Origin of the sequence: Delftia sp. ZNC0008 (genome assembly GCF_000799035.1) — a bacterium.
Lineage (GTDB): Bacteria > Pseudomonadota > Gammaproteobacteria > Burkholderiales > Burkholderiaceae_C > Comamonas > Comamonas tsuruhatensis.
Window position 1 is genome coordinate 1 of record NZ_JTKZ01000516.1, and the last position, 13,134, is coordinate 13,134.

Consider the following 13,134-nt stretch of genomic DNA (forward strand, 5'->3'; position numbering starts at 1 on the left):
CAGCCTCCCCCCTTCTGCCCACGCCTGCGTTGGGCGGGATGCGGGGTGGCAGCCCTGCCGAAGGACAGGGCTGCTTCGTCATCTGACTTGCCGCAGTTGTTTGAGCGAAGCGCGCCAGCGCGCAGCGAGTTCTGCGGCACACCCCGCATCCCGCCCAACGCAGGTCGCCCGCAGCGAAGCGAAGGGTCGTGGGCAGTTTGGGGCGCGCTTCTTTGCCCCGCTTTCTTGTCGCGCGACAAGAAAGCGGGTCGGCCGCCGGGCCGAGACCCGGCCTCTGCCGCCAGAGGCGCAACAGAATCAAAAAACGATTACCCGAAATCAGCCAATCCGAGCAATCACAGCCCCCAGCACCTGCGCCTTCCCCGCCTCAGCCACCAAAGCCACCACCCCACTGCGATGCGCAGTCACCTGCATCTCCATCTTCATGGCCTCCATGACGGCAATCACATCGCCCTCCTGAACGGTGTCGCCATCGGCCACCTTCCACGCATGCAGATTGCCTGCAATGGGTGAGGTGACGGCAGCGGGGTCCACTGCAGATTCGGCAGCCGGCGCGGCAGACACACCGCCGCCAGCCGATGCCAGCCCCTGCAGCAGCACCGCAGGCAGGCCCAGCGACACCCGTCGCCCGTCGATCTCGACCGCGCAGCGCACCAGGCTGGCGTCGGGCAGCGGCTCGGCGCGCACGGCGGCGGCCAGGGGATCGGCGAAGTCGGATTCGATCCAGCGCGTGTGGACCTTGAAGCCGTCGTTGCCCACGAAGTCGGCATGGCCGATGACGGCGCGGTGGAAGGGCAGGACGGAGGACAGGCCTTCGATGCGGAACTCGGCCAGCGCGCGGCGTGCGCGGGCCAGGGCCTGTTCGCGCGTGGCGCCGCTGACGATGAGCTTGGCCATCAGCGAGTCGAAGCTGCCGGGCACGACCGAGCCGGTCTGCACGCCCGTGTCCAGGCGCACGCCGGGGCCCGAGGGCGGGTCGAACCGCACCACGGGGCCGGGCGTGGGCAGGAAGCCCCGGCCCACGTCTTCGGCGTTGATGCGGAATTCGATGGAGTGGCCCAGCGGCGCCGGGGTTTCGGTGATGGACAGCGGCAGGCCGTCGGCCACGCGCAGTTGCTCGATCACCAGGTCCACGCCCGTGGTCTGCTCGGTCACGGGGTGCTCGACCTGCAGGCGCGTGTTGACTTCGAGAAAGGAGATGGCGCCGCTCTGGCTCAGCAGGAATTCCACCGTGCCCGCGCTGACGTAGCCGGCCGCCGCGCAGATGTCGCGTGCGGAGCTGTGGATACGGGCGCGCTGATCGTCGCTGAGGAAGGGCGCCGGGGCCTCTTCCACCAGCTTCTGGTTGCGCCGCTGCAGCGAGCAGTCGCGCGTGCCCAGCACGACCACGTTGCCGTGGGTGTCGGCCAGCACCTGGGCCTCGATGTGGCGGGGGCGGTCCAGGAACTGCTCGACAAAGCATTCGCCGCGGCCGAAGGCGGTGACGGCCTCGCGCACGGCCGAGTGAAAGAGTTCCTCCACCTCGTCCATGCGCCACGCGATCTTCATGCCGCGCCCGCCGCCGCCGAAGGCGGCCTTGATGATGATGGGCAGGCCGTGCTGCTGGGCAAAGGCCAGCACTTCGCCGGCATCCTTGACGGGGTCGGGCGTGCCGGCCACCAGGGGAGCGCCGACCTGCAGGGCGATCTTGCGCGCCTCGACCTTGTCGCCGAGCTTGGCGATGGTCTCGGGCGTGGGGCCGATCCAGCGCAGGCCCGCATCCAGCACGGCGCGCGCAAAGGCTTCGCTTTCGGACAGGAAGCCGTAGCCGGGGTGCACGGCGTCGGCGCCGCTCTTGTGCGCGATGGCGATGAGCTTGGCGATGTTCAGGTAGGTGTCGGCCGGGCGCTCGCCATCAAGACCATAGGCCTCGTCGGCCATGCGCACGTGCAGGGCGTCGATGTCGGCATCGGCGTAGACGGCCACGGACTTCACGCCGTAGTCGGCGCAGGCGCGGGCGATGCGGACGGCGATCTCGCCACGGTTGGCAATCAGGACTTTTTTCATCGCAATACCTTCAATTGTTCTGCAGACGCTGGGCGCCTTGCGCGCCGGGGGAATATTCCTCGAAGGCGCGGATGGGGTTGAAGCGGATCCAGGCGCCCACGGGAATCTGGCCGGCCAGATCGAGGTGGTGCGGCGCCACGCAGCCGATGACAGGGTAGCCGCCCGTCAGCGGATGGTCGGCCAGGAACAGCACGGGCTGGCCGCTGGGAGGCACCTGGATGGCGCCCAGCGGCGTGCCTTCGCTGGGCAGCTCGCCGGCCACGGCGCGCTCCAGGGGCTGCTCGCCCGCCACGCGCAGGCCCACGCGGTTCGATTGCGGCGTGACCTGCCAGCGCTGCGCGGCCAGCAGGGCCACGGCCTCGGGCGTGAACCAGTCGGTGCGCGGGCCCAGTTCCACGTCCAGCACCACGTCCTGCCCGGCGATGGGCAGGGACTCGGGCGGCAGCTCGGGTGCGGACACGGCCGTGCGGTCCGCAGCCTGCACGGGCAGGATCTGGCCCACGGCCAGGGCGGCTGGGCCGACATTCGCCAGGGTGTCGGTGCAGGCGCTGCCCAGCACGGGCGTGACGGCAAAGCCGCCGCGCACGGCCACATAGCAGCGCGCTCCGGCCACGGGCTGGGCAATGGTCAGCAGGTCGCCATCGGCCAGGGCCACGGCCTGGTAGCGCGGCACGCTCCAGCGCTGGCCGGACCCGGTGGTCACGGTCAGGGGCGCATCGGCGCCCGTGATGGCGACCACGGTCTCGCCCTGGCTTTGCAGCGACAGGCCACCGCCCACGGTCTCCAGCACGGCCAGGTCGCTGGCATTGCCGACCAGGCGGTTGGCGGCCTTGAAGGCGGCCTGGTCCATGGCGCCCGAGGCCGAGACACCCTGCCCGGCCTGGCCCAGCCGGCCCCGGTCCTGGAACAGCGTCATCAGCCCGGTGGCCTTGACGCGCAGCGCGTTGCCCTCGGTCGCTTCGGCCTGCACGACAGCGGGCGCAGGTTCGGCATCCGCCTGCTCCATGCCTGCGGCATCGACAAAGCGCACGCGGTAGCCGGGCTGCAGCAGCGCAGGCAGCTCGCGCGCAAGGTCCCACATGCGCGCCGAGGTGCGGCCTATCAGTTGCCAGCCGCCCGGGCTGGCCTGGGGATAGACGGCGCTGAACGTGCCGCCCAGCGCCACCGAGCCGGCCGGCACGCGCGTGCGCGGCGTGGTGCGGCGCGGCACGTTGAAGATCGGATCGCCCCCGCTGAGGTAGGCAAAGCCGGGCGCAAAGCCCGTGAAGGCCACGGCGTATTCACTGCCCGTGTGGCGGCGCACGACTTCCTCGGGCGTGATGCCCAGCAGCTGCGCCACATCGGCCAGGTCCTCGCCGTCGTAGTGCACGGGGATTTCGACCAGCACATCGCTGCGCTCGGCGCGCTGGCTCAGGTCACGCGCGGCGATGCGGTTCACCAGCTCGGCCACGCCCACCTGGGCGGGGGTGAACTGCACAAGCACGGTGCGCGCGGCCGGCACCAGCTCCTGCACGCCGGCGATGGGCTCGCGCTGCAGCGAGCCCAGCAGGGCCAGGGTTTCATCCAGGTCGGCCAGCTCCACCAGCAGGGCCTGGCGGTTGACAGGTAGAAAGCGCATGGCCACTCCTCAACCTGCGAAGGAGGAAATGCGCACGCCCTCCTGCTCGAAACGCTCGCGCAGATGGCGTGCAATGGCCACGGCTCCCGGGCTGTCGCCATGCACGCAGATGGAGTCGGCGGCAATGCGCACGGGGCTGCCGTCCACGGCCTCGACCACCCCTTCGCGCACCAGCATGAGCATGCGCGCGGCGATCTGGTCCACGTCGTGCAGCACGGCGCCCGGATCGCGGCGCGAGACCAGGGTGCCCTCGGGCGTGTAGCCCCGGTCGGCAAAGGCCTCGGCCACCACGGTCAGGCCTGCGTCGCGCGCCCAGTCGATCAGGGGCGAGCCGGCCAGCGCCACCAGCACCAGGCTGGGGTCGATGGCGCGCATGGCCGTGATCACGTCGGTGGCCTGGCGCCTGTCGTGGGCGATGGTGTTGTAGAGCGCACCGTGCGGCTTGACGTAGCGCACCTCGGTGCCGGCCACGCGGGCCAGGCCCTGCAGCGCGCCGATCTGGTAGATGACGCCGGCCACCAGGTCGGCGCTGGCCACGTCCATGTTGCGCCGGCCGAAGCCGACCAGGTCGGGATAGGACACATGGGCGCCGACGATGGCGCCGCGCGCGCGGGCGGCCTTGAGCGTCTCCAGGATGCCTGCCGGGTCGCCGGCATGGAATCCGCAGGCCACGTTGGCGCTGCTGACGATATCGAGCATGGCGGCATCGTCGCCCATGCGCCATCCGCCCAGGCTCTCGCCAAGATCACTGTTCAGGTCAATTTTCATCGTTCTCTCCTCACCGGACTCGGTGCACGGGGTTCAGTGCAGCTGGCCGGCGTTTTCCTTCAGATCCTGGGACACGGTCAGGGCCGTGCGGATGGTCTCGCGCACGGCAGCCACCTGGTCGGCCAGCGACATGCTGGGCATGCCCGGCTTGCGCGCTGCCTGCTCGGGCAGGGCCGGCACATGGATGAAGCCGCCCCGCGCACCCGGCGCAGCCTTGCCCTGGGCCAGCCAGTGCATGAGCGCGAAAAACACGTGGTTGCAGACAAAGGTGCCCGCCGTGTTGGACACGGAAGACGGAATACCCCGCGCACGCAGGTTGTGCACCACGGCCTTGATGGGCAGCGTGGAAAAGTACGCGGCGGGCGCGCCCGGGATCACCACCTGGTCCACGGGCTGGCGCGCCGCATGGTCGGGAATGCGGGCGTCGTCGATATTGATGGCCACGCGCTCGGGCGTGAACTCGCTGCGGCCGCCGGCCAGGCCCAGGCTGATGACCAGCACCGGCTGCAGCTGCGCAAGCGCCTCCTGCAGCTGGCGCAGCGATTCGCCGAACACGCAGCGCAGCTGCAGGCCGTGGACGGTGGCGCCCTCCACGATCTCGCCATGCAGGGCACGCGCCACTTCCCACGAGGGATTGACAGGGTCCTGCTCGAACGGCTCGAAGCCGGTCACCAGGATGCGCGGGGAAGTGGAATCGGTCATGGCAACAGTCCGTCCTTTAACGGAACATCAGGAAATACATGAGGAAGACGTTGGCCGTCAGCAGGGCCAGGGCCGTGGGCACCTGGGCGCGGATCACGGCATTCTTGTCGATCTCCAGCAGCGCGGCGGGCACCAGGTTGAAGTTGGCCGCCATGGGCGTCAGCAGGGTGCCGCAGTAGCCCGAGAGCATGCCGATGGCCGCCATCACGGCCGGGTCGCCATGGTAGACGCCTACCAGAATGGGCACGCCCACGCCGCCCGTCATCACCGGGAAGGCCGCGAAGCCATTGCCCATCACCACCGTGAACAGCGCCATGCCCAGCACGTAGACGGCCACGGCCACGAAGCGGATGTCCATGTTGATATAGGTGGTGGTCACATAGGCCACGGCCTTGCCCACGCCGGCGTCCGAGAACACCAGGCCCAGCATGCCCAGCATCTGGGGCAGGACCAGGGCCCAGCCCAGCGCATCGGTCAGGCGGCGCGATTCGCGCATGCCCTGGGCCGGCGTCTCGCGGGTCAGCCAGCAGGCCAGGCCCAGCGCCAGCACGCAGCCCACGCCCAGGCTCACCAGCGTGGTGGCCTTGGGGTCCAGCAGGGGCGTTCCGCCGAAGACCAGGTGCGAGGCGCTCAACGTGCCGACCATGGTGATCAGCGGAATCGCCAGGGCCGGCACGAACAGCTTGTTGCCCAGGCGCTTGGCGCTGGCCAGGTATTCGGCATCGCTGCGCGGCGCGTGGCGGCCGCTGCCCACGCCGCCGAAGCCGGCGATCAGCGCCATGGCCACGGCGATCACGCCCACCACCATGGGGGGCAGCTCATGACCCACCAGGAAGACGGCCGCATACAGCGCCCAGAACAGGCCGCTGGACCAGCGCTTGGGATTGCTGGCATCGCGCAGCGTCATCACGGCCGTGACGGCCAGGACGAAGCCGACCAGGTAGTACAGGTGTTGGATGGTCAGCGTCATTTCAGGCTCCCTTGGCTTGGGTGGCGTTGGCATTGGCCGCGTCGGCTGCGACGCCCGCCTTGTACTGGGCCAGTTCGCGCTCGAGCATGCGGTCCAGGCGACCCAGGCGCCAGGCGTGGATCACGAAGGCGCAGATGGCCGTGGGAATGCCCCACAGCGCGACGTGGATGGGCTCGACCTCGATGCCGGCTTCCTTCAGGAAGGTGGTCATCAGCACGATGGCGCCGAAGGCCACGAAGATGTCCTCGCCGAAGAACAGGCCCACGTTGTCCGTGGCGGCCGAGTAGGCGCGCAGCTTGTCACGCACCTTGGCGGGCAGGATGCCGAAGCGCGACTGGGTCGCGCCTTCGGCCATGGGCGCCAGCAGCGGACGCACCATCTGCGGATGCCCGCCCAGGCTGGTCAGGCCCACGGCGGCCGTCAGCTGGCGCGCCGCCAGGTAGACGATGAGCAGGCGGCCAGCGGTGGCCGACTTGATGGAGCTGATCCAGTTCTGCGCATGCTGGCGCAGGCCATGGCGCTCCAGCAGGCCGATCACGGCCAGCGGCAGCAGGATGATCAGCGGCAGGTTGCGCGTCTTGATGAAGCCCGTGCCAATGGTGGCCAGCACCTTGTCGACGGGGAAGCCCGCCGCCAGTGCCGTGCCGATGGCCGTGACGATCACGACCAGCATGGGATTGAAGCGCAGCACGAAGCCCGCAACGATGATGGCCACTCCGATAAGCGGCCAGAGATTGACGTCAGTCAGCATGTTGATTCCCCCTTCACACCCCGCGGTGCGGTGCGGCCGTCAAGCCACCCCGCAGTCCCAACCCGGTGGCGTGGAGTGCGCTGCCAACCTGGTTTTGTTCAACAAAACAAAGAATTTGTCTTACAGAAACGAATTGTGAATAAGACAATCAGCGCATGCTGATAGTACAAACCCGCATATCGCTGCCCAAGGATTGAGCATGCACGGGGTTTTCAAATGTCAAAAACTATCGGATATTGAACATCCATAGAAGCCATTAACACAACAATGCCCCTGCCCCGGTATCGCCTGTGACGAGGCCGCCTCCTACAATGGGCCGCCCTCCCGGCCTGCGGCGCACGCGTGGCAGTCGGCGTGAATGGCACCTTCCTGCTCCCATCCCTTTTGTCCGAGCTCTGAATCCATGCAACGCCGTCAACTTGTTTCCCTGCTTCCCCGTGCTGCAGCCATCGCAGCGGTTCCCGCGCTGGCGCCGGCCTTCGTGCGCAATGCCTTCGCCGATGAGGCAGGCCTGTCCGCCAAGACCATCACCATCGGCTGCTCGGCCGCCATGAGCGGCCCGCTGGCCGGGTTCGGCTCCGACATCAAGCTGGGCACGGAAGCGGCCATGGCGCAGATCAACGCACGTGGCGGCATCCAGGGCCGCACGCTGCAGCTGCAGATGGTTGATGACGGCTACGTGCCCCAGCGCTCGGCCGACAACGTGCGGCAGATGCTCTCCAAGGGCACGGCCTTTGCCCTGCTGTCCTGCGTGGGCACGCCCAACAACGCTGCCGTCATCCCGCTGATTGAGGAAGCCGGCGTTCCCTATGTGGCGCCCTTCACGGGCGCCTCGTCGCTGCGCAAGGGATCGCGCAACGTCTTCCATGTGCGCGCCAGCTACACCACCGAGGTCCGCCGCCTGGTCCAGCGCCTTGCGGGCATGGGGCTCAAGGGCATCGGCATCGTCTACCTGGACAACGCCTACGGCCGCGAAATGCTGGAGGACGCCACGCGCGCCCTGGAGGCCGAGAAGATGGCCCCCGCCGTGCAGGCGGCCATCGCCACCGATGGCAAGAATCTGGCCGATGTGTTGAACAATGTGGACGCGGCCCACCCCTCGGCCGTGCTGCTGGCCACGGCTGGCACGGTGTCGGTCGATCTGGTGCGCGGCCTGCGCAAGAGCGCGCCCGGCGTGCTGCTCACCGGACTGAGCGTGACCCTGCCCAACGACAGCCTCAAGCCGCTGGGCGAGGACGCCCGGGGCATTGCCCTGACCATGGTCGTTCCCGCGCCGCACCAGGCCAAGCTGCAGGTGGTGCGCGACTACCAGGCCGCCATGCGCGCCCACGGGCAGCAGGAGTTCTCGCTGGGCACGCTGGAAGCCTATGTGAACACACGCGTGCTGGCCGAGGGCCTGGAACGCGCAGGCCGCGACCCCAGCCAGGCCAGGCTGCGCTCGGCGCTGGCCGGCATCCGCAACTGGGACATGGGCGGCTTCGTCATCGACTACAGCGGCCAGACGCCCCATGTCGGCTCCAGCTTCATCGACCTGGGCGTGCTGGGCAATGCGGGGCGCTTCATCGGTTGATGAAGGCGGGTGGCTTGCGGGCCAGGCCGCTGGCGGATCGGCCCATCGTTTCTTCCTGTCGCTGCACCAAGGAGCCTTCGCCATGCCTGCCGAACGTCACCCACTTCCGCGCCCTGCCTTGCACCCCTCTTTTCATCCCGCTTCGCACCGGGGCCTGCAGCGCCGCCTGCTCATCCTGGCAGCGGCTGCCCTGCCCGGCCTTGCGCTGGCGCAGAAATGGCCTGCGCAGCCCGTGCGCATCGTCGTGCCCTACACGGCCGGAGGCGGCTCGGACAACATCGCCCGCGCGCTGGGCACGGAGCTGTCGCGCGAACTGGGCCAGCCCGTGGTCGTGGACAACAAGCCCGGCGCCTCGGCCATGCTGGGCGCCGAGCTGGTGGCACGCGCCGCGCCCGACGGCTACACGCTGCTCCTGGCCGACATGCCGCACACCATCACGCCCAGTCTCTACAAGACACCGTACGACGCGCTCAAGGACTTCACGCCTGTGGCCCTGATCGGCTCCTCGCCGCTGGTGCTGGCCGTCAACCCCAAGCTCAAGGCGCAAAGCGTGAAGGAATACATCGCGATGGCCAAGGCACGGCCCGGCCAGATCAACTTCGCCTCGGGCGGCACGGGCACGGCCACGCATCTGGCAGGCGAGCTGTTCAAGCAGCAGACGGACACCTTCATCACCCACATTCCCTACAAGGGCTCGGGCCAGGCCGTCGCCGACGTGGTGGCCGGCCATACCGAGAGCATGTTCTCCTCGGCCCCCACCGTGATTCCCCATATCAAAAGCGGCGCGCTGCGCGCCCTGGCCACCACCGGTGCCCAACGCTCGCCGGCCCTCCCCCAGGTGCCCACGCTGGGCGAAAGCGGCGTGCGCGGCCTGACCGTGCTGCACTGGTTCGGCCTGCTGGGGCCTGCCGGTTTGCCCCCCAGCATACAGACCGCGCTGCACGATGCCGTGGCCCGCGCCATGGCCACGCCCGCGCTCCAGGCCAAGCTGCAGTCCCTGGGACTGGAACTGACGCCCCGCACTGCGGCGGAGTTCGGCGCCCAGATGGAGACCGACGCCGCACGCTGGGCCCGCGTTATCAAGGAACGCAACATCAAGGCGGACTGAATGCCCTCCCTGCACCATCACCACGACGCCGTTGACCTGCGCAGCGACACCGTCACGCGCCCCACGCCGCAGATGCTCGAAGCCATGGCCTGCGCCCCGCTGGGCGACGACGGCCTGGACGGCGACCCGACGGTGCGTGCGCTGGAAGAGACGGCCGCCCAGCGCTTTGGCAAGGCCGCAGGCCTGTTCGTGGCCAGCGGCACCATGGGCAACCTCGTGGCCGTGCTCGCCCATGGCCGCATGCCCGGCGAGGTGCTGGCCGAGGCCGGCAGCCATCTGCTGAACGCCGAGCGCGCAGCCGCGGGCCTGACCGGCATGCACTACCGCAGCCTGCCCGGCGACGGCGGCCTGATCGCCCTGCCCGCGCTGGAAGCGGCGCTGGACACCTCGGCATCCGCGCGCTGCCCCAGCGCCCTCGTGGCCGTGGAGAACACTCACAACGCACGGGGCGGCAGCGTGGCGGCGCCCGAGTCGCTGGCGGCCCTGCATACCCTGGCCGCCCGCCATGGCGTGCCCGTGCATACCGATGGTGCGCGCCTGTTCAATGCCGCCGTGACACTGGGCCTGTCCTGCCGCGAGATCGCCGCGCACACGGACTCGGTCACCGTCTGCCTGTCCAAGGGCCTGTCGGCTCCGGTGGGCTCGGTGCTCATGGGCCCGGCCGACTTCATCGCGCGGGCGCGCGGCATACGGCGCATGCTGGGCGGCACCATGCGCCAGGCCGGCGTGATCGCGGCGGCGGGCCTGGTGGCGCTGGAACACATGGTCGATCGCCTGGCCGAGGACCACGCACGCGCCCGCCGCCTGCACCAGGGCCTGCGCGCCATCCACCCGGCATGGTGCGCGGCCGAACTGCCGCAGACCAACATCGTGCAGGTGCGCGTAGGCACCAGCGCGGCCGATGCGCGCCTTTGGGAGGCACGCCTGGCCGAAGCCGGCGTGCTGGTGCGCACGGGCAGCGCGGGCCTGCTGCGCCTGGTCACGCACCGCCACATTGACGACAAGGCCGTTGACAGCACCCTGCAGGCCTTCACGCGGCTGCACCACGACAACTGAGCACCGCGCGAGGCCGGCAGGAGTGCCGGCCCTGGCTACACTGCCCATCGACCCTTGCATCCCCCATCACCATGACCCGCAGCACCGATATCCTCAACCTGACCGACCGCGTGACCGAGCAGCTGCGCAGCAAGCTCATCGATGGTGCCTGGGAGCCCGGGCAAAAGCTGTCGGAGGCCTCGCTCAGCGAAAGCCTGCAGATCTCGCGCAACACGCTGCGCGAGGCCTTCCGGCTGCTGACCAAGGAAGGCCTGCTGGTGCACGAGCCCAACAAGGGCGTGTCGGTGGCGGCGCCCAGCATCGCCTCCATCATCGACATCTACCGCGTGCGCCGCATGGTGGAGTGCCAGGCCCTGGCCCAGGCCTATCCCATGCACCCGGCTCGCAGCCTGATGCGCGAAGCCGTGGAAGCGGCCCAGCGCCACCGCGAGGCCCAGGACTGGTCCGGCGTGGGCACGGCCAACATGAGTTTCCACAAGGCCGTGGTGCAGCTGGCCGACAGCGAGCGCCTGGACACCATGTTCGAGCACCTGCTGGCCGAGCTGCGGCTGGCCTTCGGCCTGCTGCGCGACCCGCACTTCCTGCATGCCCCCTATGTGGACATGAATGCGCGCATCCTGCAGCAATTCGAGGACGGCAAGCCGGCCGAGGCCGCTGCCGCGCTCAATGACTACCTGGTGCATTCGGAGCGGCTGATCCTGGCCGCCTATGCCCGACGCCTGGCTGAGAAGGGCATCAAGGTGTGAGACAAAGGCACCCCCTGAGTCGCTTCGCGCCTTCCCCCTCTCTCGCTACGCGGGAGGGGGACGACACCCTCGGTGCGGGGCGGCGCGGCCGGCGTAGGCCCTTCCTCGGTGTCCCTCGCTTGGGGTAGCGCCGGTTTCATAGGCAGTGTTCAGTGCACAACACTGGCTCGCATTCAACGCCGCGCGTCCAGGCTCCAGCGCGCCACGGGTGCCAGCATCAGTTGCACGAATCCGCCGGCGATCGCCAGGTTCTTCAGGAACTGCACCAGCTGGCCCTTGTCGCCAAACTGGTTGTGGAACATCAGCGCCGACATGACGCTGAACACGGCCATCACGGCCGCGGCCTCGCGGGTGCGCCAGCCCAGCAGCAGGGCCGTGGCCACGCCCAGCTCCACCACCAGCGCCATGGCATACGACAGCATGGGCAGCGGCAGGCCCGCCTTGGCGATATAGGCCATGGTGCCCTCCGGCCCCATCAGCTTGCCGATGCCGCTGTAGATGAACAGCAGGCTCAGCAGCACCCGGGCCAGCAGCGGCGCGAAGTCGGCCCAGGGCGATGCGGCGGCATGGGCAGTGGAATGCGTGGCGGCGCGCATCGTCGGCTCAACCCGGGACACGGCCGGAACCCTGGCCTTCGGCCGCCTTCACCGAGCCGCCCAGGCGCTGCACTTCGGCCAGGTACTCGGGGCCGCTGCGCATGCGCTGGTACTGGGCCAGGCGCTGCTGGTAGTCGGCATCCCAGTGGTTCACATCGGACTCGCGGTAGACGTTGAGGCCGGCGCGGTTCCACAGGGCCAGGTCGGCCTGCACTTCGGCGCGCGACAGCGCGGGGCCGGAGCTGGTGGGCTCGGCGCCGAACCAGGTTTCTGCAGATACCGTGGCGGCCGGTGCGGCCGAGGCCATGCCCGGCCACAACGCGGAGGAAAGTGCGGCAGAAAGGGCGGTGATGGCGAAGAGGGTCTTTGCGTGCTTCATGGCGAATCCTTTGTCAAATCCTGCAGCGCGTGATTGCGTTCTGCATGGCTGCAGTCTCGTCTTCGCCCGCCTGCGCGTCAGTGCCTAAACGCACAGCTTTGCGCAAACTCTCCGGTTCCCGCGCTCACCATCCACGCTCAGGGCCACTGCAGGCCGGGCCGCGCCACATGCAGGGCCTGCAAGGGCTCGGAGCGCCCGCGCACCTGCACCTGCCGGACTTCGCCCAGGCCATCGGCCACGCCCGCGCGGCGCGCCACCTCCAGCGACAGCACCAGCCGCGCCTGGGCGCTCTTGGTGTATTCCTGCAGGCGGCTGGCCGTGTTGACCACCTCGCCCACGGCCGTGAAGGTGGTGGTGTGCTCGAAGCCCACGCGCCCCACGGCGGCGCGCCCCGCGTGCAGCCCCATGCCGAAATCCACCGGCTGGCCGAACTGCGCCTCGAAGCTCGCGCTCCACTCCTGCATGCGCCGGTCTATCAGGGCACTGGCCTGCACGGCCTGGCGGCAGGCCGTGTCCAGGTCGGTATCCAGGCCGAAGATGGCCATCACGCTGTCGCCGATGAACTGGTTGGCCATGCCGCCGCTGTCGTGCACGGCCTGGCCCACGCGCTCGAAATACTGGTCCAGCACCCAGGACAGGTCCACGGGCCATTGCCGCTCGGCCAGGCCGGACCAGCGGCGCAGGTCCACGAACAGGATGGCCACCTCGCGCACTTCGCGGACCTCGCGCTCCTGGCCCGCGCGCCCGGCCTGGGCGGCTGCCGGCGAGCGGAACAGCGGCGCCACCTGCACATCGCCCGTGGGCCGCAGCTGGCAGGCCAGCCG

Annotated in this window: 13 protein-coding genes; 4 read left to right on the forward strand and 9 right to left on the reverse strand. The window is 69.4% G+C overall.

The genetic code is table 11. The annotated features are described in order from the left end of the window. Window positions 1-318: 318 nt before the first annotated feature. The 6 genes from L995_RS17475 to L995_RS17500 are packed head-to-tail and all read right to left on the reverse strand — an operon-like array spanning window position 319 to window position 6,855. On the reverse strand, window positions 319-2,046 hold the full coding sequence (locus L995_RS17475) for an acetyl/propionyl/methylcrotonyl-CoA carboxylase subunit alpha (RefSeq protein WP_047472786.1): 1,728 nt from the start codon (window positions 2,044-2,046) through the stop codon (window positions 319-321). 10 nt (window positions 2,047-2,056) lie between these two features. Further along, window positions 2,057-3,664 carry an urea amidolyase family protein gene (locus tag L995_RS17480; RefSeq protein ID WP_047472787.1) on the reverse strand — a complete coding sequence of 536 codons (1,608 nt, stop codon included), beginning with the start codon at window positions 3,662-3,664 and terminating at the stop codon, window positions 2,057-2,059. 9 nt (window positions 3,665-3,673) lie between these two features. Next, window positions 3,674-4,432, reverse strand: a complete 759-nt coding sequence (locus L995_RS17485; RefSeq protein WP_016454390.1) for a LamB/YcsF family protein — start codon at window positions 4,430-4,432, stop codon at window positions 3,674-3,676. 33 nt (window positions 4,433-4,465) lie between these two features. Then, the gene (gene pcp, locus L995_RS17490; protein ID WP_016454391.1) at window positions 4,466-5,134 is read right to left on the reverse strand and encodes a pyroglutamyl-peptidase I; all 669 of its coding nucleotides are present in this window, start codon (window positions 5,132-5,134) and stop codon (window positions 4,466-4,468) included. A 16-nt stretch (window positions 5,135-5,150) separates the two neighbouring features. After that, window positions 5,151-6,104, reverse strand: coding sequence for a DUF979 domain-containing protein (locus L995_RS17495; protein ID WP_016454392.1), 954 nt, complete (start codon window positions 6,102-6,104; stop codon window positions 5,151-5,153). A gap of 1 nt (window position 6,105) precedes the next feature. Then, window positions 6,106-6,855, reverse strand: coding sequence for a DUF969 domain-containing protein (locus L995_RS17500; RefSeq protein WP_016448769.1), 750 nt, complete (start codon window positions 6,853-6,855; stop codon window positions 6,106-6,108). A 403-nt stretch (window positions 6,856-7,258) separates the two neighbouring features. Here L995_RS17500 and L995_RS17505 point away from each other — a divergent pair, with 403 nt between their 5' ends. From L995_RS17505 to L995_RS17520, 4 genes are all read left to right on the forward strand, one after another. Beyond that, entirely contained in the window at window positions 7,259-8,425 is a 1,167-nt protein-coding gene (locus tag L995_RS17505; protein ID WP_047472788.1) for an ABC transporter substrate-binding protein, read from the forward strand. Between the two features lie 118 nt (window positions 8,426-8,543). Continuing rightward, the gene (locus L995_RS17510) at window positions 8,544-9,533 is read left to right on the forward strand and encodes a tripartite tricarboxylate transporter substrate binding protein (RefSeq protein WP_231574456.1); all 990 of its coding nucleotides are present in this window, start codon (window positions 8,544-8,546) and stop codon (window positions 9,531-9,533) included. Beyond that, window positions 9,534-10,589 (forward strand): threonine aldolase family protein, encoded by a 1,056-nt coding sequence (locus tag L995_RS17515; RefSeq protein ID WP_047472790.1) that lies wholly within the window; start codon window positions 9,534-9,536, stop codon window positions 10,587-10,589. Between the two features lie 71 nt (window positions 10,590-10,660). Continuing rightward, on the forward strand, window positions 10,661-11,335 hold the full coding sequence (locus L995_RS17520; protein WP_012207532.1) for a GntR family transcriptional regulator: 675 nt from the start codon (window positions 10,661-10,663) through the stop codon (window positions 11,333-11,335). A 173-nt stretch (window positions 11,336-11,508) separates the two neighbouring features. On the opposite strand, the gene L995_RS17525 is transcribed toward L995_RS17520, so the two are convergent. The 3 genes from L995_RS17525 to L995_RS17535 all read right to left on the reverse strand — a co-directional run. After that, window positions 11,509-11,952, reverse strand: coding sequence for a DoxX family protein (locus L995_RS17525; protein WP_231574457.1), 444 nt, complete (start codon window positions 11,950-11,952; stop codon window positions 11,509-11,511). After that, window positions 11,939-12,310, reverse strand: a complete 372-nt coding sequence (locus L995_RS17530) for a DUF4148 domain-containing protein (RefSeq protein WP_047472791.1) — start codon at window positions 12,308-12,310, stop codon at window positions 11,939-11,941. The genes L995_RS17525 and L995_RS17530 overlap by 14 nt, the downstream gene beginning before the upstream one ends. Window positions 12,311-12,447: 137 nt before the next feature. Next, window positions 12,448-13,134, reverse strand: a 687-nt coding sequence (locus L995_RS17535) for an adenylate/guanylate cyclase domain-containing protein (protein WP_047472792.1), incomplete at its 5' end; no start/stop codon positions are given.

What these genes read in the sequence shown, in the direction of transcription:
- L995_RS17475 (WP_047472786.1), bottom strand. Translation starts at nt 2,046, where the DNA reads ATGAAAAAAGTCCTGATTGCCAACCGTGGCGAGATCGCCGTCCGCATC.
- L995_RS17480 (WP_047472787.1), bottom strand. Translation starts at nt 3,664, where the DNA reads ATGCGCTTTCTACCTGTCAACCGCCAGGCCCTGCTGGTGGAGCTGGCC.
- L995_RS17485 (WP_016454390.1), bottom strand. Translation starts at nt 4,432, where the DNA reads ATGAAAATTGACCTGAACAGTGATCTTGGCGAGAGCCTGGGCGGATGG.
- pcp (WP_016454391.1), bottom strand. Translation starts at nt 5,134, where the DNA reads ATGACCGATTCCACTTCCCCGCGCATCCTGGTGACCGGCTTCGAGCCG.
- L995_RS17495 (WP_016454392.1), bottom strand. Translation starts at nt 6,104, where the DNA reads ATGACGCTGACCATCCAACACCTGTACTACCTGGTCGGCTTCGTCCTG.
- L995_RS17500 (WP_016448769.1), bottom strand. Translation starts at nt 6,855, where the DNA reads ATGCTGACTGACGTCAATCTCTGGCCGCTTATCGGAGTGGCCATCATC.
- L995_RS17505 (WP_047472788.1), top strand. Translation starts at nt 7,259, where the DNA reads ATGCAACGCCGTCAACTTGTTTCCCTGCTTCCCCGTGCTGCAGCCATC.
- L995_RS17515 (WP_047472790.1), top strand. Translation starts at nt 9,534, where the DNA reads ATGCCCTCCCTGCACCATCACCACGACGCCGTTGACCTGCGCAGCGAC.
- L995_RS17520 (WP_012207532.1), top strand. Translation starts at nt 10,661, where the DNA reads ATGACCCGCAGCACCGATATCCTCAACCTGACCGACCGCGTGACCGAG.
- L995_RS17530 (WP_047472791.1), bottom strand. Translation starts at nt 12,310, where the DNA reads ATGAAGCACGCAAAGACCCTCTTCGCCATCACCGCCCTTTCTGCCGCA.